Below are 23,499 nucleotides of genomic sequence, written 5' to 3'. Positions count from 1 at the left end.
GGTAGGAGTATTCTATGCAAAATTTAACAGAGCTTGAAGTAGAAAACTTACGCCATTTAATTGGTGGACATGCAACAATTATTAATAAGTTAGACCAGTACGCACAGGCTTGTACAGATCCACAACTGAAACAAATGCTACAAAAGGATGCACAAGATGCACGAAATACGAAACAGCAATTGATGACTTTTCTAGGATAGGAGGAAGCGACAGATGAATGAAAAAGATATGGTAAATGATTATTTAGCAGGATTGAATGCAAGTTTAACAAGTTATGCAAATTATATTTCTCAGTCTGATAATGAACAGTTACATCAAACGTTAATCCAAATTCGTAATCAGGATGAGATGCGTCAACGTAATATGTATGAGTACGCAAAGCAAAAGAGTTATTATAAGCCAGCTGCACCTGCTAACCCAATGGTTGTACAGCAATTAAAAGGTCAATTAAGTGCGGAATAATGGGATGAAGAAACGAGCGAATGAAGTCGCTCGTTTTTTTGTTTTGGGCATGTCAATAAATATATAATAAATATTTTTTAAGTTGTAACAAATATGACGAAAATGGAATATAACAATTCACAAAAAGGACAAAAGTTTGCTCAATATTTCACAAAGTATCCATGGTTTATATCGTGGGAATCTATATAATGAGGAGTGTAAAGAACAAAAGAAATAGATTATATGATCAATTAGGAGAGATTGCTATGAAAAGAAATACAAGAAAAATTGCAATTATCGGTACTGGATTAGTTGGATCAAGTTGTGCATATTCCATTGTAAATCAAGGCATTTGCGAAGAACTATTATTAATTGATATAAATCATGAACGTGCAGTTGGGGAAGCAATGGATTTATCACACTGCATTAACTTTACAAATACAAGAACAAAAGTATATGCAGGAAGCTATGAAGACTGCAAAGATATGGACATCGTTATTATTACAGCAGGACCAGCACCAAAACCTGGACAAAGTCGCTTAGATACTTTAGGAGCGAGTGCGAAGATTATGGAAAGTATTGTTGGCGGCGTAATGGAAAGTGGATTTGATGGTATTTTCTTACTTGCATCGAACCCAGTTGATATTATTACATATCAAGTGTGGAAATTATCTGGATTACCTAGAAATCGTGTGATCGGTACTGGTACATCACTAGATTCTTCTCGCTTAAGAACAATTTTATCTGAAATGTTACATGTAGATCCTCGTAGTATTCATGGGTATTCTCTAGGAGAACATGGTGATTCTCAAATGGTTGCTTGGTCTCACGTAACTGTTGGCGGAAAGCCGATTCTACAAATTTTAGAAGAGAAAAAAGACCGATTTGGTGAAATAGATTTAGATGAAATTGTTGAGAAGACTGCAAAAGCTGGATGGGAAATTTATAAACGAAAAGGTACTACTTATTACGGAATCGGAAATTCTCTAGCATATATTGCGAGCTCAATCTTTAACGATGATTACCGTGTCATTGCTGTATCAGCTATTTTAGATGGGGAGTACGGTGAGTATGATATTTGTACAGGAGTGCCAGCTATTATTACTAGAGATGGTATAAAAGAAATTGTAGAACTAAACTTAACAGAGGATGAAGAATCTCGATTCGCAAAATCAAACGATATTTTACGTGATTATATGAAAACAATTGGTTACTAACTTATAGGAGAAGGTGAAACAAATGAAGGAATATATAATGTCTCGTGTATTTAAAGCATCTGCTGGAATCGCACAAGGTATTTTCGTATCCCTTGGAATTGGTTTACTAATCGAAAATATAGGAAGAATTGTTGATATTCCATTGCTTATTACAATCGGAGTTGTTGCAAAATCGCTTATGGCACCAGCCATTGGTGCCGGAATTGCCTTTATGCTCGGTGCAAATGGTCTTGTAATCTTCTCGGCTATGGTAGCTGGAGCGATTGGTGCTGGATCCATTTCAATTACTGAAGCAGGTCTAATTATTAAAACAGGTGAGCCAATCGGTGCATTATTAACAGCAACTTTAGCTGTATATATTGGTAAACGTTTAAGTGGAAAAACTGCGTTAGATATGATGCTCGTTCCATTTGCGGCAATATTAGGTTCTGGTTTAGTTGGTATTTGGTTGTCTCATAATATTACTCCTGTGTTAAATACAATTGGAGCATTCATTAAAGATAGCTCAGCTGGTAGCCCGTTCATCGCTTCTATTGTTATTGCAGTCGTTTGGGGACTATTACTTATCTCTCCAGCTTCATCAGCTGCGTTAGCGATCGCACTTAGCTTAGACGGTGTTGCAGGTGGTGCTGCTCTTGCAGGCTGCGTTGCTCAGTTTATCGGATTCTCTGTAATCTCAGCGAAAGAAAATAATTTAGGCGGCATATTAGCTCAAGCGCTTTGTACTCCGAAAGTACAGTTGCCAAATATCACTAAAAATCCAATGATTCTCGTCCCAACTGTCGTCGCCAGTGCTATAGTTGGTCCAGTATCCGCATTAATTTTCCAACTAGAAGCAGGAAAAGAAATTGCAGGTCTTGGATTAAGTTCTCTTATCGCACCAATTAATTTAATTTCTAGCGAAGGATGGGAAGTTGTCCCAGCGATGGTAATCACTTATATCATCATTCCGGTAGCTGTTTCTTATATACTTTACATTGCTCTTAAAAAAGCAGGTCGTATTCACTCTGGTGATATGACTGTACCGCAATCTTAAATTGAAAATCTCCTTTTATATAGAGAAAAGCAGACTGGAAGCCACAGTCTGCTTTTTACATTTTGTGATTTTGTTTTACTGGAACACGTACAGTTTCTTTTGCTAATAAAAGCTGAACGCCGAAGTAAAGTATGCTTGCAAGCGTCATTCCAGAAATGGCGTCTACAAATGCGTGTTGCTTCGTAAATAGCGTTGATAAAATAATAAGCGTACCGAAGAAGGTAAGAATATAATATTCAAAAGCATGTTGTTCTCTACGTTTAAAGGCAGCTAGCATAATCACAAAGGTAGTAAGAACGTGAATGCTAGGGAAACAGTTTACCGGTTGGTCGATACTATAAATATAGCGGACTAGTTCGGAAAATACGTCGGATCCAACGACTGTTGGACGTGGTACAGTTGTCTGCCAAAAATAATAAATAGAAAAACAAGCAAGTTTTCCAAGAATTATACTACTTAAAGTGACATAATATTGTTTTCGATTCGCAAAGCAATAATAAATAAGTGCGCCGTATAAGTAAGGAAACCAAAGTAAATAAGGAATAATAAATGCTTTCACAAATGGAATCCAATCATCTACTACAGTTGTGACATCTACTGCGTGTACAGTAGATTTATTTAATACATCGTAAAGGGGACTTACGAGTACGAGTAGAAGTATATAACTTAACGGAAGAAAAGATGAAAGTTTAAATTTCTTCATGATAATCTCCTATGTTTAGTAATGTAAATAAATTCAATTGATTATAATATAGAAACGTCATTTGAGCTATCGATTTTACTTACATTTTCTTGAATTCACCTTACGTTTTTGTCACTTGACTTAAAAGAAGGGGAGGGTGCTAAATGAAGCGTTTATCGTATTTCTTATTTTTTATATTGATATGCCTAGTCAGTGCGGGGTGTGCAAAGGATAAAGAAGGAGAGAAATTAGAATATAACGGAAGAGCCCTCGTAATTGGAGTTATTGGAGAAAAGCCGAAAGATACGTTTAGGAATATAAAGTTTGAGGAAACAAAGTTAGAGGAACTGGAAAAGAAATCTAAGGAAGTGGATGGTTTTTTAATAATGAAAGATCACTTTCAAGAAGCCTCAACAGAGCAGTATAAAAATGTATTTTCATCGCTAAAGAAACCAGTATTTTTTATCGGTTTGCAAGATAAATCATATTCAACGTTTATTACAAAGGGGATAGAGTATAACAGTGCACGAAAAGATGTAAATGCTATGTATACGCAAGGCTTTGCAAATATCGGAAGTGGTGAAGGACAACAATGGGCAGTCGGTTTGTCCAATGGTGGCAATACTGAAGAAAGTATTCATAATATGTATATCGTCGTATTTCAAACAATTGCCGATTATTTGAATAGATGATGAAGAAGCCTGTATAAGAGGCTTCTTATTTTTTATGCAGAAGCACAGATAAAAATATTATTGAGAAGTTCACGCAAGCTTTACAACGTATGCGAGATGTAATGATACCGATTTATAATTTTATATCAGCTATTGCGCATTTAATTATAAAGTTTTAATGAAGCGCATCCAGGAATCGGTTATATAGTGGTTCAAATGATTTCGTTATTTATGCGATTACTTGTTGGGATTGCTAAAGCTATTTTGTCCTACACTAGTAGGGTTTTTTTATTAACAGTAATTCCTCAGTATTTATGAAATATACAAATATGCATATTGTATTTATTTGGATATTTTAGTATGTTAAAATTAAATATAAGGATTTTTTTATGTAACGAACTAAAATCAGAAATATCCAATGAATTTTGAGAGGTGTTACATGTTTAAAAACAAGAAATTAATTCGATTTGGTCTAACATTACTAGTATGTTTATATGTAATTGATTTTACAATCAGTTATTTTCAAACATATCTTGAATCAGCGGCAGGGATTAGATGGGTAGTATCAGAAACTTGGAGAACTATTTTATTAGATGCCCCTGAAAGTATATTGGTTATTTTAGGCGCAATTGCTTTATATGATTTCACAAAAGAAACATCACCAAAAGATGCATCCATTTAAATGCGTCTTTTTTATTTGCAGTAATTTCTTCAACATCATGGCATACTCTCACTATTACGGTCAAAATCGTTAGTTCCTTTTATCTGTATATCTTTGTCATGTAAAGTGTCTCCAGGTTTTGTGACTATAGGATGAAATGGTTAAATAAATGTTTGTTTGAGATGTATGTTCGGTAGGAAGAAACCGATGCAGCCCAAGGGTTAGAAAAGAAAAATAGGGAGCTAATCAAACGTTTGTTTAAGATGTATGTTCGGTAGGAAGAAACCGATGCAATTCAAGGGTTAACAAAGAAAAATGTGGAATTAATCAAACGTTTGTTTAAGATGTATGTTCGGTAGGAAGAAACCGATGTAGCCCAAGAGTTAGCAAAGAAAAATAGGGAGTTAATCAAACGTTTGTTTAAGATATATGTTCGGCGAGTGATGAGAGAAGAATCTAAAAAAATATATATTTATTTTTTCTTAACAAATGGCGGGAAAATAAGGAAAATTCGCAGGATTATTAAAATTTATCACGAAATAAGTAAAAGTTTAGCGAATAATCGTTTGAAATAATAAAACGTTTTCTATATGATAAAGGTAAAGGTTAGTAAAAAAGTAGGTGAATTTATGACAGTAACATTTTATTCATATCCAAAGTGTGGCACATGTCAAAAAGCAAAGAAATGGTTTGAGGCAAACGATGTAGCATATGAGATGATTCATATTGTTGAAAATCCACCATCAAAAGAAGATTTACGTAATTTACATGAAAAAAGTGAATTACCATTAAAAAAATTCTTTAATACAAGTGGAATGCGTTACCGCGAACTTGGTCTGAAAGATAAGTTAAAGGATGCAAGTGAAGACGAAATGTACGAACTTTTAGCATCTGATGGCATGTTGATTAAACGTCCAATCGTAACAAATGGAACGAATGTAACACTTGGTTTTAACGAAGAGCAGTTTGAAAGTGTGTGGAAAAAGTACCAATAAGGTATTTTTACATAATTAATACATTCACTGGAGGTACAGTCATGAGCATTCCAAATAATTTACGTTACTCTGAAGAACACGAATGGGTAAAAACTGAAGGTAATGAAGTTGTTATCGGTATTACTCACTTTGCACAAGGTGAGCTAGGCGATATCGTATTCGTTGAACTTCCTGAAGTAGGTGCAACAATCGAAGCTGACGAGCCATTCGGAAGCGTAGAATCTGTTAAAACAGTTTCTGAGTTATACGCACCTGTAAGTGGTAAAGTTGTAGCAGTAAACGAAGAATTAAGTGACCAACCAGAACTTGTTAACGAATCTCCATACGAGGGTGCATGGATGGTTAAAGTTGAACTTTCTGATGCAAGCCAAGTTGAGAAGTTATTAACTGCAGAAAAATATGCAGAAATGACAAACCAAGACTAATTATAGTCGACTAAAGGACAGCCTTTGTGCTGTCCTTTTTTATTTTGTGTAAAATAATGAACGTAGAATCATATACTAATTATCGTGTAGGAGAATGTTTTTTGAAAAAACTATTTCGTTTAATTTTTTATTGTCCAGCTCCAGCGGCTAGATTGTTCGGTGGCTTCGCTTCTTCCTACAAGGCAAAAAGCGCCTTTACGTCAGAAGCTCCATCCCCCTCACAATCTGAACGAGCCGCTTCCGCTTTTCTTTATGATCCAGCTCCAGCGGCTAGAACAGTCGGTCATTTCACTCCTTCACTTGAGGCAAAAAGCGCCTCTAGTTCAGGAGTTCCAATGTCCTCTTGTTCTGAGCAAGCCGCTTCCGCTTTTCTTTTGCAAAAATAAACAGGAAACAACATGAAAATAACGAATATACTATATACTAAGTTAAAGGTTGTATAGTATATGGTGATCGGGTGATGACATATGATTTATGTAGAAAAAGTCATTATTGTAGAAGGTAAATCAGATAGAAGAAAGATTGAATCTATTATTCGTGAACCGGTGGAAATTGTTTGTACAAATGGTACAATTGGTTTATCGAAAATGGATGAGCTCATTGATCAGTTTTTTGATAAGGAAGTGTATGTACTAGTGGATGCTGATGATGCTGGAGAAAAGTTAAGGAAGCAATTTCGAAAAGAATTTCCGCAAGCAGAGCATATTTACATTGATCGCTCGTACCGAGAAGTGGCAACTGCGCCATCTTCACACTTAGCAAATGTATTATGGGGAGCTGACATTGACGTTTATACAGAATATTTACGGTAAGGAATGATAGAAGTGATTGATTGGACAGGAGCCGAAGCTACAGCCCTAATAGAGAACGAAGAAAAAACAGTGTTATATGTATATACTCCAATGTGTGGAACATGCCAATTAGCAAAAAAGATGTTAACAGTTGTTGAGATGACAATTGAAGACCTCCAAATTGGAATGTTAGATTTAAATTATGCTCCGCATTTAGCGAAAGAGTATGGAATCGAAAGTGTACCGTGTTTACTTGTTTTTGAAAATGGGACACTCATGAAGAAGATATATGCATTTCATTCGGTTGAATATTTATATACGGAATTAAAGTAGGCGGCAAAGTTTTTGCCGCCTCGACATATTTCTCGGGAAATATGTCGAGATGCAGGGTGGTTACAGTATTTGTCGAGCGAAAGTAACAGGATTGCTCTTTAGTGAGAGGGAATGGTATGTGTAATAGAAAGTGATATGAAGGATGTGATTTAGGGTGAAATTATATTCTTTGCTGCAATCATTTGTAAATTACGCTAATGGTCAATATCATTTAGAGCCGCTTTTAAGACAAGGAGAAAAAACTGTTAATTTCCGCTTTGGAGATGAAAGTTGTTCGTTACAAATTTCAAGAGATTATATAGAGCTGCTACATGAGGAAAGAGGAACGGAGCAAATCGTTTGTGTAGATGAGGAAGATGTAAAACAATTGGTGAACGGAAATGTACGATTGCAAATGCTAATGAACGATGGACGTGTACAATATTCGGGAACGTATCGAACGATGCTATTAGTTGAATCGATGTTCCATATATGTAAACCGATGTCAGTAGGTGCTTAAAATTCTGAAGTTTCATTTTTTACGAAAATTTCTGTTGACATGGTGTGTGGATATTGATACAATTCAATTCATAAAATATAGATAATTTCATAAATTACAAATCAGACGAAAATGTAATCTGATTTCTCTTATCAAGAGAGGTGGAGGGACTGTGCCCTGTGAAGCCCGGCAACCGTCAACTTATGTTGAAATGGTGCCAATTCCTGCAAAGCAAATGCTTTGAGAGATGAGAGAGAGGGATAATGTTGTTATATACGCATATAAACCTTTCTGCTTCTCTAAAGCGGAAAGGTTTTTTTATTGTTTGAATGTGGAGGACATTCAAACAATAAAAGTAGTGATAACGGTGGACTACACGCATTAAAAATAAAAAATTGCGGAGTCGACCAAAAATCTAGCTTCAGCGGCTAGAACAGTCGGTCGTTTCATCCCTTCCTATGAGGCAAAAAGCGCCTCTACGTCAGGGATTCGGGCGTCCTCTTGTTCTAAACGAGCCGCTTACGCTTTTTAAACAAAAAAAGGGGTGAACATCATGATCTTGTTAGAAAATGTAAAGAAAATATATAAAGCAAAAAGCGGTGATGTCACTGCTGTAGATAATGCCAATTTAAAAATAGACAAAGGTGAAATATTTGGTGTAATCGGATATAGTGGCGCTGGGAAAAGTTCTTTAATCAGATTATTCAATCAGTTAGAGAAACCAACTTCTGGCCAAATTACAATTGCAAATCGTGTGATTTCAGCAATTACAGGGAGTGAACTTCGTAAGGCAAGGCAAGAAATCGGAATGATTTTTCAGCACTTCAACTTACTTTGGTCACGAACTGTACGCGAAAATATCGAGTTCCCACTTGAAATTGCAGGTGTTGATAAGGCGAAGAGAAGAAAACGAGTGGATGAGTTAATTCATCTTGTTGGATTAGAAGGAAGAGGGGACGCGTATCCATCTCAGCTGAGCGGAGGACAAAAGCAACGCGTTGGTATTGCAAGAGCATTAGCTAACAATCCACAAGTGCTTTTATGTGATGAAGCGACATCAGCTCTTGATCCAGAAACGACAGATCAAATTTTAGATTTATTATTAGATATTAATAAGCGTCTCGGTTTAACAATTGTACTCATTACACACGAGATGCACGTGATTCGAAAGATTTGTAATCGAGTGGCGGTAATGGAGAAAGGGAAGATTGTAGAAACGGGTCCAGTACTTGATGTATTCCGCAATCCGCAGAAAGACATTACAAAGCGATTTGTACAGCAGTTAACGGATTCTGAAGATACAAATGAAACGATTGAAAGTTTAATTGAAAAGTATCCAGATGGTAAAGTAGTTCGTTTGCAGTTTATCGGTGAAGCTGTAGAAAGACCAGTACTTCAAAGATTAATGCAACGCAGTGATATAGAAGTTAGCATTTTGCAAGGAAACATCGCCCAAACAAATAACGGCTCTTACGGTAGTTTAGTTATTCATTTAAATGGTGAGGAAACAGCGATTCAGCAAGCAATAGAGGGAATACATCAAGATCAAGTAGAGCTGGAGGTGATTGCACATGGATAAGTTACTCACAAATATTGATTGGAATCAAATGTTAGAAGCAACTGGTGAAACGTTATATATGACGGCAATCGCAGCTCTTGCCACATTTGTTTTAGGACTAATTTTAGGATTGTTACTCTTTATGACAGCGAAAGATAATTTATGGGAAAACAAATCGGTTAACACGGCGATTGGAGCGTTCGTAAACATTTTCCGCTCGATACCATTCATCATTTTAATCATTTTATTAATCCCATTCACAAAGATTCTGCTTGGAACAATTCTTGGAGCGAGTGCAGCACTGCCAGCTTTAATTATTGGAGCGGCACCGTTTTACGCGAGAATGGTTGAAATTGCACTTCGCGAAATTGATAAAGGTGTAATTGAAGCTTCAAAAGCAATGGGAGCAAAAACAAGCACTATTATTTTGAAAGTATTAATTCCAGAATCGTTACCAGCATTAGTATCTGGTATTACGGTTACAACAATCGCTTTAGTAGGCTATACAGCAATGGCGGGGGTTGTTGGTGCTGGTGGCCTTGGAACACTTGCTTATTTAGAAGGATTCCAGCGAGGAAATAACGATGTAACAATCGTTGCGACAATTTGTGTATTACTAGTGGTATTTTTCATTCAGTGGATTGGTGATAGTGTAACGACTCGAATAGATAAACGATAATAAAAAAACAGGAGGATGTTTCAAATGAAAAAATTATTACTTACAGCACTTATTTCAACTTCTATTTTTGGGTTAGCTGCTTGTGGCGGGAAAGATAAAGATGAAAAGAAACTAGTTGTGGGGGCTTCTAACGTGCCGCACGCTGAAATTTTAGAAAAGGCAAAACCGTTACTTGAGAAAAAAGGAATTGAATTAGAAGTGAAAAAGTTCCAAGATTACGTGTTACCAAATAAATCGTTAGCGGATAAGGATTTAGATGCAAACTACTTCCAGCATATTCCGTATTTAGAAAAAGAAATGAAAGATAAAAAATATGATTTTGAAATAGCAGGGAAAATTCACTTGGAACCAATTGGTGTATATTCTCAAAAATATAAGAGTTTAAAAGAACTTCCAGACGGGGCGACAATTATTATGAGTAATTCCGTTACTGACCATGGACGTGGTTTAGCAATTTTACAAAAAGAAGGCATTTTAAAAATTAAAGACGGAGTAGATCCAGTTAGTGCAACTCCAAAAGATATTGCAGATAATCCGAAAAACTTAAAGTTCAAAACGGATATCGAGCCTGGTTTGTTACCACAAGTGTATAACAATAAAGAAGGCGACGCTGTTTTAATTAACTCGAACTATGCAATTGATGCGAAATTAAATCCAGAAAAAGATGCAATTGCAATTGAAGGTGATGATTCTCCATACACAAACGTATTAGTGGTTCGTAAAGGTGATAAAGATAAAAAAGGGATTAAAGAGCTTGTAGAAGTATTGCATTCTAAAGAAATCGAAGACTTTATTAATAAAGAATATAAAGGAGCGGTTGTTCCTGTAAAAGAATAATTGCTGAAAAGAGCTGGTGTATGCCAGCCTTTTTTATAACTACATAACTATAGGGGAGAAGGGGACATCATATGAAAAAGATTCTATTGTCAGTTGTTACAGCACTGTCTGTATTTACATTAGCTGCTTGCGGAGGGGAAGAAGAGAATAAGCTTGTTGTGGGAGCTTCTAACGTGCCACATGCTGTTATTTTAGAAAAGGCACAGCCGATACTAGAGAAAAAGGGCATTAAATTAGAGATTAAAAAGTTCCAGGATTATGTTTTGCCGAATAAAGCGTTAGCGGATAAGGAAATTGATGCGAACTACTTCCAACACATTCCTTACTTAGATAAAGAAATTCAAGAAAAGGGATATAAAATTGTAAACGCAGGAAAAATCCATTTAGAGCCAATGGGCATTTATTCTAAGAAGTATAAAAGTTTAAAAGAATTGCCAGATGGCGGAACAGTTATTATGAGTAATAACGTAGCGGAGCGTGGCCGTATGCTCGCATTGTTACAAAAAGGTGGCGTTATTAAATTAAAAGACGGTGTAGATGTTGTTAAAGCAACAGTAAAAGATGTTGTAGAAAATCCGAAAAACTTAAAGTTTAAAACAGATGTAGAACCGGGACTTTCACCGAAGCTATATGAAAATAATGAAGGTGATGCTTTATTCATTAATTCAAACTACGCAATTGATGCGAAATTAAATCCAACAAAGGATGCAATTGCGATTGAAGGATCAGACTCTCCGTATGCAAATATTATTGCAGTTCGTAAAGGTGACGAGAAGAAAAAAGAAATTAAAGAACTAGTAGAAGTACTGCATTCAAAAGAAATTCAAGATTTTATTAATAAAGAATATAAAGGTGCTGTACTTCCGGTAAGTGAATAAATATAAGGGAAGGACTGGAAAATTACCAGTCCTTTTTTCTTTATATAAATAAGAAGAAAGATGTATCATATAAAGATGCAAGGGAAATACTTATATACATTTGTGAAAAAATTGTTACTTTTTTTCGTCGTTTGCGATATCATTTTATTTGATATAAAATTAGAATGAGAATAAAATGAGAATATGAACGTTTTAGGAATTTTTAAAATGTATATAGAGGATTAATGGAGGTATTGAGATGGCTGGTTCTACATTAACGGTTAAAGACTTACACGTATCAATCGACGGTAAAGAAATTTTAAAAGGTGTAAACCTTGAAGTAAAAGGTGGAGAAATCCACGCAATTATGGGACCTAACGGAACAGGTAAATCAACTTTATCTTCTGCAATTATGGGTCACCCAAAATATGAAGTAACAGAAGGTAGCATCATCATCGACGGTGAAGATGTATTAGAAATGGAAGTAGATGAGCGAGCACAAGCAGGTCTATTTCTAGCAATGCAATATCCAAGTGAAATTAGCGGAGTAACAAACGCTGACTTCTTACGTTCTGCAATTAACGCACGTCGTGAAGAAGGCGATGAAATTTCTCTTATGAAATTTATCCGTACTTTAGATAAAAACATGGAATTCCTAGAAATGGATCCAGAAATGGCACAACGTTACTTAAACGAAGGTTTCTCTGGTGGAGAGAAAAAACGTAACGAAATTCTTCAATTAATGATGATTGAGCCAAAAATTGCAATCTTAGATGAAATCGACTCAGGTCTTGATATCGATGCATTAAAAGTTGTATCTAAAGGTATTAACCAAATGCGCGGCGAAGATTTCGGTTGCCTAATGATTACGCATTACCAACGTTTATTAAACTACATCACTCCAGACTTCGTTCACGTTATGATGAACGGTCGTATCGTTAAATCTGGTGGCCCTGAGCTTGCACAACGTCTAGAAGCTGAAGGTTACGACTGGATTAAAAAAGAATTAGGTATTGAAGACGAAACAGCAGAGCAAGAAGCGTAAGAGAGGAGCATAAACATGACAATCGGTACATTACCTTTCGATCAAGAAACAATCCGTCAGCGCGCAAGCGAAGTAAACGAAGCTGCTTGGTTGACTGAGTTCCGCTTACAAGCTCTTGCACAAGCAACTGAACTTCCAATGCCAACGCCTGATAAAACGAAAATTGAAAAATGGGACTTTATCGGAAAAGGCGACGCTGCTAAGCAAGAGCCTGTAAGTTCTTTAACAGAGCTTCCAGAAGCAGTGAAAAACTTAATCGATGAAAATAACAGCGTATTAGTACAACGTACTGGTACAACTGCATTCGTTTCTTTAGCAGACGAAGCAAAAGAAAAAGGTGTTATTTTTACAGACATCGTAACAGCTGCAACAGAGCATGCTGAACTATTACAAAAGTATTTAATGAAAGACGGCGTGAAGGTAGACGAGCATCGTTTAACTGCACTTCATGCTGCATTAATCAACGGCGGTGCATTTGTATATGTTCCGAAAAACGTTGTTCTTGAAACTCCACTTCAAGCTGTATTCTTAGTAGACGGCGAAGAAGCTAACGTATATAACCACGTATTATTCGTAGCTGATGCGAACAGTACTGCAACTTATGTAGAAAACTACGTTGCAAATGAAAATGCTAAAGGTATTGCAAATATCGTAGCAGAAGTAATCGTGGAACAAGGCGCACAAGTGAAATTTGGTGCGGTTGATCTATTAGCAAAAGACGTAACAACTTACGTTAACCGCCGCGGTGTTGTTGGACGCGACGGCCGCATTGATTGGGCTCTAGGCCTTATGAATGACGGAAACACAATTTCAGAGAACGTTACGAATTTAATGGGCGACGGATCATATGCTGATACGAAAACAGTAACAATTGGTCGTGGTAACCAAACACAAAACTTTACAACTAAAGTTGTTCACTTCGGTAAACACTCTGAAGGTTGGATTTTAAAACACGGTGTACAAAAAGATAGTGCAACATCTATCTTTAACGGAATTGGTAAGATTGAACACGGTGCATCTAAATCAAATGCACAACAATCTTCTCGCGTTCTTATGTTAGATGAAAAAGCTCGCGGTGATGCAAACCCAATTCTTTTAATCGACGAAGATGATGTAATGGCAGGTCACGCAGCTTCAGTAGGCCGCGTAGATCCGTACCAATTATACTACTTGATGAGCCGTGGTATTCCAAAACGCGAAGCAGAACGTTTAGTCATCCATGGATTCTTAGCACCTGTAGTAAATGAGCTTCCAATTGAAGGAGTAAAGGCACAGCTTGTTGAGGTAATTGAAAGGAAAGTTCGCTAATGAATATTCATGAAATACGCAAACAGTTTCCAATTCTTGATCAAAAAGTGAACGGCAAACAACTTGTATATTTCGATAGTGCAGCAACTTCTCAAAAACCAATTCAAGTCATTGAAACGTTAGAACGTTACTATAAAGAATATAATTCTAACGTGCATCGCGGTGTTCATACGCTCGGTACGAAAGCTACCGACGCGTATGAAGGTGCACGCGAGAAAGTTCGCAAGTTTATTAACGCGAAATCAATGGAAGAGATTATTTTCACGCGCGGAACGACAACTGCATTAAATACAGTAGCGGCTAGCTATGGTCTTGAAAATGTAAAAGAAGGCGATGAAATCGTTATTTCTTACATGGAGCACCATAGTAACATCATTCCGTGGCAACAAGTTGCGAAGAAAACTGGTGCAACTTTAAAATACCTTCCGCTTCAACCAGACGGTACAATTTCTTTAGAAGATGTTCGTCAAACAGTTACACCGAATACAAAAATCGTTTCTATTATGCAAGTATCAAACGTACTTGGAACGATTAACCCTGTAAAAGAAATCGGAGCAATCGCACATGAAAACGGTGCAATCATGATCGTTGATGGAGCACAAAGTGCACCTCATATGAAAGTGGATGTACAAGATTTAAACTGTGATTTCTACGCATTATCTGCTCATAAGATGTGCGGACCTACAGGTATCGGCGTATTATATGGTAAAAAAGAATTGCTGAACAATATGGAGCCAATTGAATTTGGCGGCGAAATGATTGATTTCGTAGATTTACAAGAATCTACTTGGAAAGAGCTTCCGTGGAAGTTTGAAGCAGGTACACCGATTATCGGTAATGCAATCGGACTTGGTGCGGCAATTGATTTCCTAGAAGAAATCGGTCTTCATAATATTGAAAAGCATGAACATGAATTAGCGCAATATGCTTTAGAAAGACTATCAGAAGTAGATGGCGTTACAATTTATGGTCCAAAGCATCGCGCTGGTCTTGTTACATTTAATATTGAAGACGTACATCCTCATGATGTAGCAACTGTATTAGATGTAGAAGGCATTGCGGTTCGCGCAGGACACCACTGTGCACAACCGCTTATGAAGTGGCTGAAAGCTTCTTCTACAGCACGTGCGAGCTTCTATTTATATAATACAAAAGAAGAAATTGATACATTTGTTGAATCACTAATCAAGACAAAGGAGTATTTCACAAATGTCATTTAATAATTTAGATACGTTATACCGTCAAGTTATTATGGATCATTATAAGAATCCTCGTAACAATGGCGTGTTAGAAGATAGTGTTACTGTTAACTTGAACAATCCAACTTGCGGCGATCGTATTCAACTTACGATGAAAGTAGAAGAAGGTATTGTACAAGAGGCGAAGTTTGAAGGAGAAGGGTGTTCTATCTCAATGTCTTCAGCTTCGATGATGACACAAGCAGTAAAAGGTAAGAAAATTGAAGAGGCACTTCAGCTTTCTAAAATTTTCTCTGACATGATGCTAGGAAAAGAGTACGATGACAGCATTGATTTAGGAGATATTGAAGCATTACAAGGCGTATGCAAGTTCCCTGCACGTATTAAATGTGCAACATTAGCGTGGAAAGCGTTAGAAAAGGGCTTAAACGAAGATAAGTAATGTTAAAGGTTCCTAAAAACGAGGTTATCTAAGGAGGGACACACCAACATGGCGAAGCAACTGCCAGATATCGGCGATTATAAATATGGTTTCAAAGACAAAGACGTTTCGATTTTCCGTGCTGGACGCGGTTTAACAAAAGAAATCGTTGAAGAGATTTCACGTATGAAAGAAGAACCACAGTGGATGTTAGACTTCCGTTTAAAATCACTGGATAAGTTCTATGAAATGCCAATGCCACAATGGGGCGGCGACTTAAACGACTTAGATTTCGATGAAATTACGTACTACGTAAAACCATCTGAGAAATCTGAGAAGTCTTGGGATGAAGTACCTGAGGAAATTAAAGCGACATTTGATAAATTAGGTATTCCTGAAGCTGAGCAAAAATATCTAGCTGGTGTATCTGCACAGTACGAATCTGAAGTTGTATACCACAACATGAAAGAAGACCTAGAAGCTCTAGGAATCGTCTTCAAAGATACAGATAGCGCATTAAAAGAGAACGAAGATATTTTCCGTGAGCATTTCGGAAAAGTAATCCCACCAACAGACAACAAATTCTCTGCATTAAACTCTGCAGTTTGGTCTGGTGGATCATTCATCTACGTTCCAAAAGGTATTAAAGTGGATACACCACTTCAAGCGTACTTCCGTATTAACTCTGAAAATATGGGACAATTCGAGCGTACGCTTATCATCGTAGACGAAGGCGCACACGTACACTACGTAGAAGGTTGTACAGCACCTGTTTACACGACTAACTCACTTCACAGTGCGGTAGTAGAGATCATCATTAAGAAAGATGCATATTGCCGTTATACAACAATCCAAAACTGGGCGAACAACGTATACAACCTAGTTACAAAACGTGCGGTTTGTGAAGAAAACGCAACGATGGAATGGATTGACGGTAACATCGGATCTAAATTAACGATGAAATACCCAGCAGTTATCTTAAAAGGCGAAGGCGCTCGTGGTTTAACATTATCTATCGCGATTGCTGGTAAAGGCCAACATCAAGATGCTGGTGCGAAAATGATTCACTTAGCACCAAACACGTCTTCAACAATCGTTTCTAAATCGATTGCGAAGCATGGTGGTAAAGTAACTTACCGTGGTATCGTACAATTCGGACCAAAAGCGAAAAACTCTCGCTCTAACATCGAGTGTGACACGTTAATCATGGATAACCAATCTACATCTGATACAATTCCTTACAACGAAATCAAAAACGATTACGTTTCACTTGAACACGAAGCGAAAGTATCGAAAGTATCAGAAGAACAATTATTCTACCTAATGAGCCGCGGTATTTCTGAGCAAGAAGCTACAGAAATGATCGTAATGGGCTTCATCGAGCCATTCACTCGCGAACTTCCAATGGAATACGCAGTTGAAATGAACCGCCTAATCAAGTTTGAGATGGAAGGTTCTATTGGTTAATATATGTATGAAGAAAGCGCCCTGCACAGCAGGGCGCTTTCTTATGTTGTGCTGGGGTCGATTCAGTTTAGGTCAGTCTGGTATACCCAGGTTGGTATTCAGCTGAATATATTAGCGATTATTCAAATATATCGACCACAACTCGTAATATATCAGCGATTATTGCAATATATCGACGATTCGACAAGGGATATCGACTTATCGACAAAGTAAGACAAAAGAAATTCCGTATATACCCCACAACATGTTGTAGGAAAAGAGACCGACTGGAAGTAAAGCAAAGATACTGACAAATCCACTGACAATCTATTGGAAAATGCAATTGAAGCCCACCTACCGAACTCTCTGTTAAACTTTTTGACAAATCCCCGGAACCCCAACAAATCCCCCGTTCAATCATCTAAAACCCTTCCACACACTAGAAAAAGTTTTCTTATCAAAAAGGACAATCTTTTGCTTTTTCTTATAATGCGAGTACAATGTAAAATAGCAAGAAAAGACGAAAAGTATTTACAGGATTATTGCGTACGTGTAGCGTAAATGGCAGTAAGGAACTGAGAGGAGGTTTTTTCTCTGAATATAAATAAAGAAACAATCATCCACCTTTATCATACAAACGATATACATAGTCATTTTGAAAATTGGCCGCAAATTTCTCGGTTTGTACAAGGGGAGAAAAAGCGAAGACAGGAAGCGGGAGAGACCGTTTTGACGGTTGATATCGGCGATCATGTGGATCGTTTTCATAGTATTTCGGAAGCGACGAATGGACTTGGCAATACGAAGCTTTTGAATGAGGCGTTATATGATTATGTAACGATCGGAAATAATGAAGGAATTACGTTAGCGAAGGAGCATTTGAATCGTCTATATGATGCTGCTGGATTTGAGGTGCTCGTCGCGAATTTATTTGAAAAAGAAGGGGTACGTCCAGCGTGGGCAAAGCCTTATAAATTACATACAACGACAGAAGGAATTACGATTGCTTTTATCGGATTAACAGTAGCGTATCCAGAGTTTTATCATATGCTCGATTGGCATATTGAAGATCCGCTTATCCATTTAGAGTCTATTTTAGAAGAAGTGCGAGATGAGGCTCATATTACGGTTGTCCTTTCTCATCTTGGAAAAAGCATGGATGAGTATATGGCAGAGCATTATGATATAGATGTTATTTTAGGTGCACATACGCACCATTTATTTGAGCGTGGCATTCTTATGAATAATACTTTACTTTGTTGTTGTGAAAAGTGGGGACGTTACGTTGGGCACGTTCAGCTTACTGTGGATAAAGAGACGAAGAAGCTGTTGAAAAAGGACGGTAGAGCGATTAAGACAGAACGGTTAGGTGCTTATAGCAAAACGTTATCCACAATTGAATTGCTGCAGGAAGAAAGTAAACAGATTATGGCAGAGCCTGTCGTTCATTTAAAGGAATCTTTACCAGTCGATTGGTTTCATGAGACGGCATTTTCGCACATGTTAGCAAATGCGCTGAAAACGTGGTGCGGTGCAGAAATTGGAATGGTGAACGCTGGTGTGCTATTAGAGGGATTAAATGAAGGTGTTGTGACGCGCGGAGATATTCACAGAATTTGTCCACATCCAATTAATCCATGTTTATTAAAAGTGCCGGGGAAAACGTTAAGAGAAGTTATTTTGAAAGCATGTCGCCCGAATATGGAGAACCTTGAGGTAAAAGGATTCGGATTTCGTGGAAAAGTGATGGGGAAAATGATTTACGCTGGTGTCGAAGTCATTCCAGATATGATTCCTGGGAATAAAATTTTACTGGAAGATGTATTGATTAACGGGGAATCGCTGGAATTAGATCGTATATATACGGTAGGAACGATTGATATGTTTACATTCGGATACTTATACCCAGAGCTATCCACACTTTCTGACAAACAATATTATATGCCAGAGTTACTCAGAGATGTGTTAACAGACGTGTTGATAACTCATACATCTTCCGTCAAACTATAGGCTAGTTAACTTGTAACACTCATTTTTCTCTTGTCATACAGATAAGAAAGAGAGGAGTGTGAACTATGGTTAATGTGGAGCCAATTATAATCGATAATTATACGTTTATTGCGGTTAGCGTCAAACTTCCAAAGACAAATTTGCTAGCTGTAATGAGCGATAAAGGATATATTATGTGCGGTGCATTAGATGTAGGTCTTTTAAATGAGAAGTTAGGTGATCGAGGAATTATTGCTGGCCGTGCGGTTGGTGTAAGAACGATTGAACAACTTCTTGAAGCGCCGCTAGAATCAGTAACGATTGAGGCCGAAGCATTAGGTATTACGGCAGGCACAATCGGAAAAGAAGCATTATTAAAAATGAGATAAGCATATATCGTCCCTCCTTCTTGCATAGAAATGATATAAGAAGGAGGTTTTTTTATGAGTATATTTCGTTCGAAAAATTCGCGGTTTCGAAGGGGACCAATTTCCTTTCGGCACATACTGCTTATGTCGTTTATTCTTTTTGTCATATTACTCGTGCAAGGATTATGGATTGTGAATAAAAGCATTCAGCCGACATTACTTAAATATGGGGAAGTAGAGACGCATAAAATGGCGACAGCGGTTATGACGAAGGCGGTAAAAGATAGAATTAATGAAGGGTTTGATGTCGATTCATTAATGAAAGTACAAAATGATAAAAACGGAAAAGTATCCACAATTAATTTAAATACAAAGCAAGTAAATGAAATCGTAACGTCAACGACCACATACATAGAAAAATATTTACAGCAAGTAGAACAAGGTGATTTGAAGGGGCTAGGTATTTCTGAAAAAAATGGAGCAACGATGGCAGTTCCTTTTGTTCGTGTAACGGATAATGCGCTTCTTGGAAATATAGGTCCCGATATTCCAATTGATTTCACGACGATTGGTCATGTGAATACGGATATTAAACAAAAAATTGAACCGCACGGGATCAATACGACAGCGATTCAAATTATTATGGAGATGGAAGTCACGTTGCAAGTGATTATTCCATTTCATACGAAAGAAATAAAGGTAAAACAAGATGTTCCGATTGCAACGCGTATTGTTCAAGGGGAAGTGCCTACTTATTATGGAAGTGGGAGTGTTGTTGTACCTGATAAAAAGAAAACGGATAGTTAGCCGAATTAAAAAAAATAACCGTAGCAATATGCTACGGTTATCGTTTTGTATTCGTGCGTTCTTTTCGCTCCCAAAGACTTAAATGCATGTATGGATCGAAAGCCCATTCTGTATAACCATTGTCTTTATACATACCGAAATGTAGGTGGGGCGGGAATTTTCCAGCTGTGCCGGGAGGGCCGTAACCGGTGCTACCGACAAATCCGATTACTTTTCCTGGTTCGACAATTTGTCCAAGCTGTATTTCTTTTGAGAATCCGCCTAAATGAGCGTAATAATGGTAATTATTATGAAGGTCGCGAATACCGATGCGCCATCCGCCAAGACGGTTCCAGCCTTTTGTTTCAATAATGCCATAGCAAGTAGATCTTACTGGTACACCATAGCCTGCAAAAATATCAGTTCCTTCATGAACTCTCCTTCCCCCAAAACTTCTTCCAGCACCGAAAGTACTACGGTAGCTATGGTCACTACGAATCGGAAGAGGGAAAGCATTTCCTTCTAAATTAATACGTCCGTAATGTTTATAAATTTGGGCGTATTCGGTAATTAATTCAACTGTTTTCGCACGTCTATAATATTCCCAAAGCATAATGTGAACACGGTCTTCGGACGTTCCTTGTTTCTTTAAAATTGTCGCTGCTGTATGCAGAAGATCACGGTCGTTATTTGCGTTTGCAAATCCATCTTTGTCACCATCTAAACCCAATCCGCCAAATAGAGAAATTGTATGGGGGAGAGTGTCGTTACCATTAACGGGACCAGCCCATATTTCTGGTTTGAAATAAAGGGAGATAATGGCATCTGGTTTTTTCGGAATATCTTTTCTTACGCTCCGTATATTTCTTTCGTATTGATCCATTGCAGCTAAGTAATACCACGGAATGCCTGAAGATTGCTCGGTTTCTTTATATAGTGCCATGCGCTTTTCGTATATGCTTTGCTGATTATCTTCACCGTAAGCGATATTTTGGTGGAGAAGAAAGCAAATCGAAAGCAAAAGAGAAATTTTTCGAAGCATGAAATAGACTCCTTTCACAACATCACTCTTTTTAGTGTGGGATATACGGAGTATTTCATTATAGGGAACGATTGGAAAAAATCTTAGAATCTTCATTTGAGCAAATCGCTTTCATACGTTAGAATAGATATGTTACATTGAAAGAAGCGAACACGGTAAATTATTTCATATTGTGCGGAGTTGATAACCATGACAAAACAAACAGAATATAAGCGCAAGCCCGAATGGTTGAAAATTAAGTTAAACACGAATGAAAACTATACAGGCTTAAAGAAAATGATGCGTTCTAAGAATCTTCATACAGTTTGTGAGGAAGCAAAATGTCCGAATATTCATGAATGCTGGGCTGTAAGAAAAACAGCAACATTTATGATTTTAGGTGCGGTTTGTACACGTGCTTGTCGTTTTTGTGCGGTTAAAACAGGCTTACCAACTGAGCTTGATTTACAAGAGCCAGAACGCGTAGCAGATTCTGTAGTACAAATGGGCTTAAAGCACGTTGTTATAACAGCGGTTGCACGTGATGATTTAAAGGACGGGGGAGCAGCTGTTTTTGCTGAAACAGTACGCGCTGTACGTCGTAAAAATCCATTTACGTCAATCGAAGTATTACCATCTGATATGGGTGGAGTAGAAGAAAACTTAAAAATGTTAATGGATGCAAAACCAGATATTTTAAACCATAACATTGAAACAGTACGTCGATTATCTGACCGAGTTCGCGCTAGAGCAAAATATGATCGTTCATTAGAGTTTTTACGTCGAGCAAAAGAAATGCAGCCTGATATTCCAACTAAATCGAGCATTATGGTGGGCTTAGGTGAAACGAGAGAAGATTTAATTGAAGCGATGGATGACTTACGTGCAAACAATGTGGATATTTTAACTCTTGGACAATACCTACAGCCATCTAAGAAGCATTTACCAGTTCTTAAATATTACCCACCAGCAGAATTTGCAGAGCTTAAAGAAATTGCACTTAGCAAAGGCTTTAGCCACTGTGAAGCTGGCCCACTTGTGCGTTCTTCTTACCATGCGGACGAGCAGGTTCGTTCTGCAAAAGAAAAAACAGCAGAAGCAAAATAATGAAAAAAGAGAGCTAATCATTAGCTCTCTTTTTGTTTATATTCTAAAACAGTATTTGGGCATGTTAATAAGATTTTCTTTAATTCCTCTGTGGATAATTCAATTGTAAATTCAGGTACACCAGGTGTAATTAAAATTTTATCGTAAGCATAAATAGCACTATCCACAATAATCGTTACATTTTGTGAATAACCGAAAGGAGCTACACATCCTGGAGTACAGCCTGTTTCTTCTCTTAGCTCATCAGGAGAACAGAGAGATAAGCTTTCTCCTGTTATTTCTTTCATCTCTCCTCGGTTGAGCCTTGTACCCTCTAACGTAAAAAATACGTAATAATCTCCAGACTTTGATTTTAAAAATAAGCTTTTACTTGGAGTGCCGTGTAAGCCAAGCCTTTCACGTACGATACGATCTGTTTCATAATCGAGTACTGGTTCGTGTTCAAACTTTTCGTAAGAAGCATTTGTTTTATGTAGTAAAGCAAGTACATCTTCGTACATATGGAGTGATACCCCTTTCTATTGTTAGTACAGTTTCTTCTCGTGGCGTCAACTGAATGTGTTGGAAAGAGATATTACTTGGACGGTGCTTCCCATAATCGTTTTAGGATACATTGTTTATCGAGTGTAATTTCGTAAATATCAGGATTCGTTAAAGCTCTCCATTCAATAAAGCCGATCGTATGATCAAAGTGCTTTAAAATGAGCGTCAGTAAGTTGCCGTGTGTAACAAGTAGTGTTGTAGTATGGTTTAACTTTAAAACGTCTTGGATAAGTGATATAGCACGATCCGTCGCTTGTTTTGTTGACTCTCCGCCTGAAAAGGCGATATCTATATTTGTAAAAGTAGATTCTAGTTTTTGCAACCAATCATCCATTGGAACGTCGCTTAATATGCGTTCAGCTAATCGTTCATCTTCTTGGATAGACAAGTTAGCTTGAAGCGCATAGGGCCGAATAGAATCGATAGCTCGCACAAATGGGCTTGAAATAATATGATCTATTTGTGATTGGTTTTCTAAGAGGAATGTAGCAAGAGTGTTTGCTTGATTTTTTCCTGCAATCGTTAATTCGGCATCACGTTCTTGTCCAGTTGCTGAACAATGTCGTATTACAATCAATTTCTTCACAATTCATCCCCATCTTTCA

The 23,499-nt window shown here is 37.3% G+C and carries 29 protein-coding genes, 1 pseudogene and 1 riboswitch; of the genes and pseudogenes, 26 read left to right on the top strand and 4 right to left on the bottom strand.

Going from position 1 to position 23,499, the window contains the following annotated elements; genetic code table 11:
* The first annotated feature begins 14 nt into the window (after positions 1-14).
* The 4 genes from ACU8YW_RS24940 to ACU8YW_RS24925 all read left to right on the top strand — a co-directional run bounded on the left by ACU8YW_RS24940 (position 15) and on the right by ACU8YW_RS24925 (position 2,694).
* Complete coding sequence (locus ACU8YW_RS24940; RefSeq protein WP_001180550.1) at positions 15-200, top strand: hypothetical protein; 186 nt, start codon at positions 15-17, stop codon at positions 198-200.
* Positions 201-213: 13 nt separating this feature from the next.
* Positions 214-462, top strand: coding sequence for a spore coat protein (locus ACU8YW_RS24935; RefSeq protein WP_088608557.1), 249 nt, complete (start codon positions 214-216; stop codon positions 460-462).
* Positions 463-707: 245 nt separating this feature from the next.
* Entirely contained in the window at positions 708-1,658 is a 951-nt protein-coding gene (locus ACU8YW_RS24930) for an L-lactate dehydrogenase (protein WP_088608556.1), read from the top strand.
* A 22-nt stretch (positions 1,659-1,680) separates the two neighbouring features.
* The gene (locus tag ACU8YW_RS24925) at positions 1,681-2,694 is read left to right on the top strand and encodes a PTS sugar transporter subunit IIC (protein ID WP_000666174.1); all 1,014 of its coding nucleotides are present in this window, start codon (positions 1,681-1,683) and stop codon (positions 2,692-2,694) included.
* A 55-nt stretch (positions 2,695-2,749) separates the two neighbouring features.
* Here ACU8YW_RS24925 and ACU8YW_RS24920 read toward each other — a convergent pair whose 3' ends face one another.
* Positions 2,750-3,397, bottom strand: a complete 648-nt coding sequence (locus tag ACU8YW_RS24920) for a phosphatase PAP2 family protein (RefSeq protein WP_048542336.1) — start codon at positions 3,395-3,397, stop codon at positions 2,750-2,752.
* A gap of 143 nt (positions 3,398-3,540) precedes the next feature.
* On the opposite strand from ACU8YW_RS24920, the gene ACU8YW_RS24915 reads away from it, so the two are divergent.
* From ACU8YW_RS24915 to yunB, 21 genes and pseudogenes are all read left to right on the top strand, one after another.
* Positions 3,541-4,068 (top strand): hypothetical protein, encoded by a 528-nt coding sequence (locus ACU8YW_RS24915; protein WP_149212850.1) that lies wholly within the window; start codon positions 3,541-3,543, stop codon positions 4,066-4,068.
* A 171-nt stretch (positions 4,069-4,239) separates the two neighbouring features.
* Positions 4,240-4,365 (top strand): annotated as a pseudogene (locus tag ACU8YW_RS24910) (quinol oxidase); the annotation flags it as partial.
* A gap of 100 nt (positions 4,366-4,465) precedes the next feature.
* Complete coding sequence (locus ACU8YW_RS24905) at positions 4,466-4,729, top strand: DUF3937 family protein (RefSeq protein WP_098091829.1); 264 nt, start codon at positions 4,466-4,468, stop codon at positions 4,727-4,729.
* A 608-nt stretch (positions 4,730-5,337) separates the two neighbouring features.
* Positions 5,338-5,703, top strand: a complete 366-nt coding sequence (locus ACU8YW_RS24900) for an arsenate reductase family protein (protein ID WP_000218969.1) — start codon at positions 5,338-5,340, stop codon at positions 5,701-5,703.
* Between the two features lie 41 nt (positions 5,704-5,744).
* A complete protein-coding gene (gene gcvH, locus ACU8YW_RS24895) occupies positions 5,745-6,128 on the top strand; it encodes a glycine cleavage system protein GcvH (RefSeq protein WP_000026896.1) in 384 nt (127 codons plus the stop codon).
* Positions 6,129-6,229: 101 nt separating this feature from the next.
* Complete coding sequence (locus ACU8YW_RS24890; RefSeq protein ID WP_446894019.1) at positions 6,230-6,514, top strand: hypothetical protein; 285 nt, start codon at positions 6,230-6,232, stop codon at positions 6,512-6,514.
* Between the two features lie 81 nt (positions 6,515-6,595).
* Positions 6,596-6,940 carry a toprim domain-containing protein gene (locus ACU8YW_RS24885; protein ID WP_000640866.1) on the top strand — a complete coding sequence of 115 codons (345 nt, stop codon included), beginning with the start codon at positions 6,596-6,598 and terminating at the stop codon, positions 6,938-6,940.
* A gap of 3 nt (positions 6,941-6,943) precedes the next feature.
* Complete coding sequence (locus tag ACU8YW_RS24880) at positions 6,944-7,252, top strand: thioredoxin family protein (RefSeq protein ID WP_076541789.1); 309 nt, start codon at positions 6,944-6,946, stop codon at positions 7,250-7,252.
* A gap of 154 nt (positions 7,253-7,406) precedes the next feature.
* The gene (locus ACU8YW_RS24875) at positions 7,407-7,751 is read left to right on the top strand and encodes a hypothetical protein (RefSeq protein WP_000781217.1); all 345 of its coding nucleotides are present in this window, start codon (positions 7,407-7,409) and stop codon (positions 7,749-7,751) included.
* Between the two features lie 125 nt (positions 7,752-7,876).
* Positions 7,877-7,984: riboswitch (SAM riboswitch) on the top strand.
* A 299-nt stretch (positions 7,985-8,283) separates the two neighbouring features.
* Complete coding sequence (locus ACU8YW_RS24870) at positions 8,284-9,309, top strand: methionine ABC transporter ATP-binding protein (RefSeq protein ID WP_088064733.1); 1,026 nt, start codon at positions 8,284-8,286, stop codon at positions 9,307-9,309.
* The gene (locus tag ACU8YW_RS24865; RefSeq protein ID WP_000359548.1) at positions 9,302-9,967 is read left to right on the top strand and encodes a methionine ABC transporter permease; all 666 of its coding nucleotides are present in this window, start codon (positions 9,302-9,304) and stop codon (positions 9,965-9,967) included. Before ACU8YW_RS24870 ends, ACU8YW_RS24865 begins: the two co-directional genes overlap by 8 nt.
* A 24-nt stretch (positions 9,968-9,991) precedes the next feature.
* Positions 9,992-10,804 (top strand): methionine ABC transporter substrate-binding lipoprotein MetQ, encoded by an 813-nt coding sequence (gene metQ, locus ACU8YW_RS24860; protein WP_097891388.1) that lies wholly within the window; start codon positions 9,992-9,994, stop codon positions 10,802-10,804.
* 71 nt (positions 10,805-10,875) lie between these two features.
* A complete protein-coding gene (metQ, locus tag ACU8YW_RS24855) occupies positions 10,876-11,682 on the top strand; it encodes a methionine ABC transporter substrate-binding lipoprotein MetQ (RefSeq protein WP_097907384.1) in 807 nt (268 codons plus the stop codon).
* Between the two features lie 238 nt (positions 11,683-11,920).
* Positions 11,921-12,706: a Fe-S cluster assembly ATPase SufC gene (gene sufC, locus ACU8YW_RS24850; protein ID WP_000929161.1), complete on the top strand. Its 786-nt coding sequence runs from the start codon at positions 11,921-11,923 to the stop codon at positions 12,704-12,706.
* Between the two features lie 15 nt (positions 12,707-12,721).
* On the top strand, positions 12,722-14,014 hold the full coding sequence (gene sufD, locus ACU8YW_RS24845) for a Fe-S cluster assembly protein SufD (protein WP_000152177.1): 1,293 nt from the start codon (positions 12,722-12,724) through the stop codon (positions 14,012-14,014).
* On the top strand, positions 14,014-15,234 hold the full coding sequence (gene sufS / locus ACU8YW_RS24840) for a cysteine desulfurase SufS (protein WP_001020765.1): 1,221 nt from the start codon (positions 14,014-14,016) through the stop codon (positions 15,232-15,234). The genes sufD and sufS overlap by 1 nt, the downstream gene beginning before the upstream one ends.
* Positions 15,224-15,655 (top strand): Fe-S cluster assembly sulfur transfer protein SufU, encoded by a 432-nt coding sequence (gene sufU, locus ACU8YW_RS24835; RefSeq protein WP_000009525.1) that lies wholly within the window; start codon positions 15,224-15,226, stop codon positions 15,653-15,655. The genes sufS and sufU overlap by 11 nt, the downstream gene beginning before the upstream one ends.
* 48 nt (positions 15,656-15,703) lie before the next feature.
* On the top strand, positions 15,704-17,101 hold the full coding sequence (gene sufB, locus ACU8YW_RS24830) for a Fe-S cluster assembly protein SufB (protein WP_001118829.1): 1,398 nt from the start codon (positions 15,704-15,706) through the stop codon (positions 17,099-17,101).
* A 573-nt stretch (positions 17,102-17,674) separates the two neighbouring features.
* A complete protein-coding gene (locus ACU8YW_RS24825) occupies positions 17,675-19,090 on the top strand; it encodes a bifunctional metallophosphatase/5'-nucleotidase (protein WP_446894117.1) in 1,416 nt (471 codons plus the stop codon).
* Positions 19,091-19,155: 65 nt separating this feature from the next.
* Complete coding sequence (locus ACU8YW_RS24820) at positions 19,156-19,458, top strand: YunC family protein (protein ID WP_000248463.1); 303 nt, start codon at positions 19,156-19,158, stop codon at positions 19,456-19,458.
* 54 nt (positions 19,459-19,512) lie between these two features.
* A complete protein-coding gene (gene yunB, locus ACU8YW_RS24815; RefSeq protein ID WP_446894018.1) occupies positions 19,513-20,244 on the top strand; it encodes a sporulation protein YunB in 732 nt (243 codons plus the stop codon).
* 37 nt (positions 20,245-20,281) lie between these two features.
* Here the strand turns inward: yunB and ACU8YW_RS24810 are convergent, their stop codons facing one another.
* Positions 20,282-21,265 carry a M23 family metallopeptidase gene (locus ACU8YW_RS24810; protein ID WP_000944677.1) on the bottom strand — a complete coding sequence of 328 codons (984 nt, stop codon included), beginning with the start codon at positions 21,263-21,265 and terminating at the stop codon, positions 20,282-20,284.
* A gap of 189 nt (positions 21,266-21,454) precedes the next feature.
* Between ACU8YW_RS24810 and lipA the strand changes: the two genes are divergently transcribed.
* Positions 21,455-22,351, top strand: a complete 897-nt coding sequence (lipA, locus tag ACU8YW_RS24805) for a lipoyl synthase (RefSeq protein ID WP_000166369.1) — start codon at positions 21,455-21,457, stop codon at positions 22,349-22,351.
* A 20-nt stretch (positions 22,352-22,371) separates the two neighbouring features.
* Here lipA and ACU8YW_RS24800 read toward each other — a convergent pair whose 3' ends face one another.
* On the bottom strand, positions 22,372-22,851 hold the full coding sequence (locus tag ACU8YW_RS24800) for a YbaK/EbsC family protein (RefSeq protein ID WP_048542306.1): 480 nt from the start codon (positions 22,849-22,851) through the stop codon (positions 22,372-22,374).
* Positions 22,852-22,925: 74 nt separating this feature from the next.
* Positions 22,926-23,480, bottom strand: a complete 555-nt coding sequence (locus ACU8YW_RS24795; protein WP_088080791.1) for a histidine phosphatase family protein — start codon at positions 23,478-23,480, stop codon at positions 22,926-22,928.
* Positions 23,481-23,499 lie beyond the last annotated feature (19 nt).

The organism is Bacillus pretiosus (assembly GCF_052947655.1).
Note: the sequence above shows the minus strand (reverse complement) of the source record. Positions and strands in the feature narration are given on the sequence as shown.

What these genes read in the sequence shown, in the direction of transcription:
- ACU8YW_RS24810 (WP_000944677.1), bottom strand. Translation starts at nt 21,265, where the DNA reads ATGCTTCGAAAAATTTCTCTTTTGCTTTCGATTTGCTTTCTTCTCCAC.
- ACU8YW_RS24905 (WP_098091829.1), top strand. Translation starts at nt 4,466, where the DNA reads ATGAATTTTGAGAGGTGTTACATGTTTAAAAACAAGAAATTAATTCGA.
- ACU8YW_RS24800 (WP_048542306.1), bottom strand. Translation starts at nt 22,851, where the DNA reads ATGTACGAAGATGTACTTGCTTTACTACATAAAACAAATGCTTCTTAC.
- ACU8YW_RS24930 (WP_088608556.1), top strand. Translation starts at nt 708, where the DNA reads ATGAAAAGAAATACAAGAAAAATTGCAATTATCGGTACTGGATTAGTT.
- ACU8YW_RS24915 (WP_149212850.1), top strand. Translation starts at nt 3,541, where the DNA reads ATGAAGCGTTTATCGTATTTCTTATTTTTTATATTGATATGCCTAGTC.
- ACU8YW_RS24925 (WP_000666174.1), top strand. Translation starts at nt 1,681, where the DNA reads ATGAAGGAATATATAATGTCTCGTGTATTTAAAGCATCTGCTGGAATC.
- gcvH (WP_000026896.1), top strand. Translation starts at nt 5,745, where the DNA reads ATGAGCATTCCAAATAATTTACGTTACTCTGAAGAACACGAATGGGTA.
- sufS (WP_001020765.1), top strand. Translation starts at nt 14,014, where the DNA reads ATGAATATTCATGAAATACGCAAACAGTTTCCAATTCTTGATCAAAAA.
- metQ (WP_097907384.1), top strand. Translation starts at nt 10,876, where the DNA reads ATGAAAAAGATTCTATTGTCAGTTGTTACAGCACTGTCTGTATTTACA.
- ACU8YW_RS24940 (WP_001180550.1), top strand. Translation starts at nt 15, where the DNA reads ATGCAAAATTTAACAGAGCTTGAAGTAGAAAACTTACGCCATTTAATT.
- yunB (WP_446894018.1), top strand. Translation starts at nt 19,513, where the DNA reads ATGAGTATATTTCGTTCGAAAAATTCGCGGTTTCGAAGGGGACCAATT.
- ACU8YW_RS24870 (WP_088064733.1), top strand. Translation starts at nt 8,284, where the DNA reads ATGATCTTGTTAGAAAATGTAAAGAAAATATATAAAGCAAAAAGCGGT.
- sufU (WP_000009525.1), top strand. Translation starts at nt 15,224, where the DNA reads ATGTCATTTAATAATTTAGATACGTTATACCGTCAAGTTATTATGGAT.
- ACU8YW_RS24935 (WP_088608557.1), top strand. Translation starts at nt 214, where the DNA reads ATGAATGAAAAAGATATGGTAAATGATTATTTAGCAGGATTGAATGCA.
- lipA (WP_000166369.1), top strand. Translation starts at nt 21,455, where the DNA reads ATGACAAAACAAACAGAATATAAGCGCAAGCCCGAATGGTTGAAAATT.
- sufC (WP_000929161.1), top strand. Translation starts at nt 11,921, where the DNA reads ATGGCTGGTTCTACATTAACGGTTAAAGACTTACACGTATCAATCGAC.
- sufD (WP_000152177.1), top strand. Translation starts at nt 12,722, where the DNA reads ATGACAATCGGTACATTACCTTTCGATCAAGAAACAATCCGTCAGCGC.
- ACU8YW_RS24885 (WP_000640866.1), top strand. Translation starts at nt 6,596, where the DNA reads ATGATTTATGTAGAAAAAGTCATTATTGTAGAAGGTAAATCAGATAGA.
- ACU8YW_RS24900 (WP_000218969.1), top strand. Translation starts at nt 5,338, where the DNA reads ATGACAGTAACATTTTATTCATATCCAAAGTGTGGCACATGTCAAAAA.
- ACU8YW_RS24920 (WP_048542336.1), bottom strand. Translation starts at nt 3,397, where the DNA reads ATGAAGAAATTTAAACTTTCATCTTTTCTTCCGTTAAGTTATATACTT.
- ACU8YW_RS24820 (WP_000248463.1), top strand. Translation starts at nt 19,156, where the DNA reads ATGGTTAATGTGGAGCCAATTATAATCGATAATTATACGTTTATTGCG.
- sufB (WP_001118829.1), top strand. Translation starts at nt 15,704, where the DNA reads ATGGCGAAGCAACTGCCAGATATCGGCGATTATAAATATGGTTTCAAA.
- metQ (WP_097891388.1), top strand. Translation starts at nt 9,992, where the DNA reads ATGAAAAAATTATTACTTACAGCACTTATTTCAACTTCTATTTTTGGG.
- ACU8YW_RS24865 (WP_000359548.1), top strand. Translation starts at nt 9,302, where the DNA reads ATGGATAAGTTACTCACAAATATTGATTGGAATCAAATGTTAGAAGCA.
- ACU8YW_RS24880 (WP_076541789.1), top strand. Translation starts at nt 6,944, where the DNA reads ATGATAGAAGTGATTGATTGGACAGGAGCCGAAGCTACAGCCCTAATA.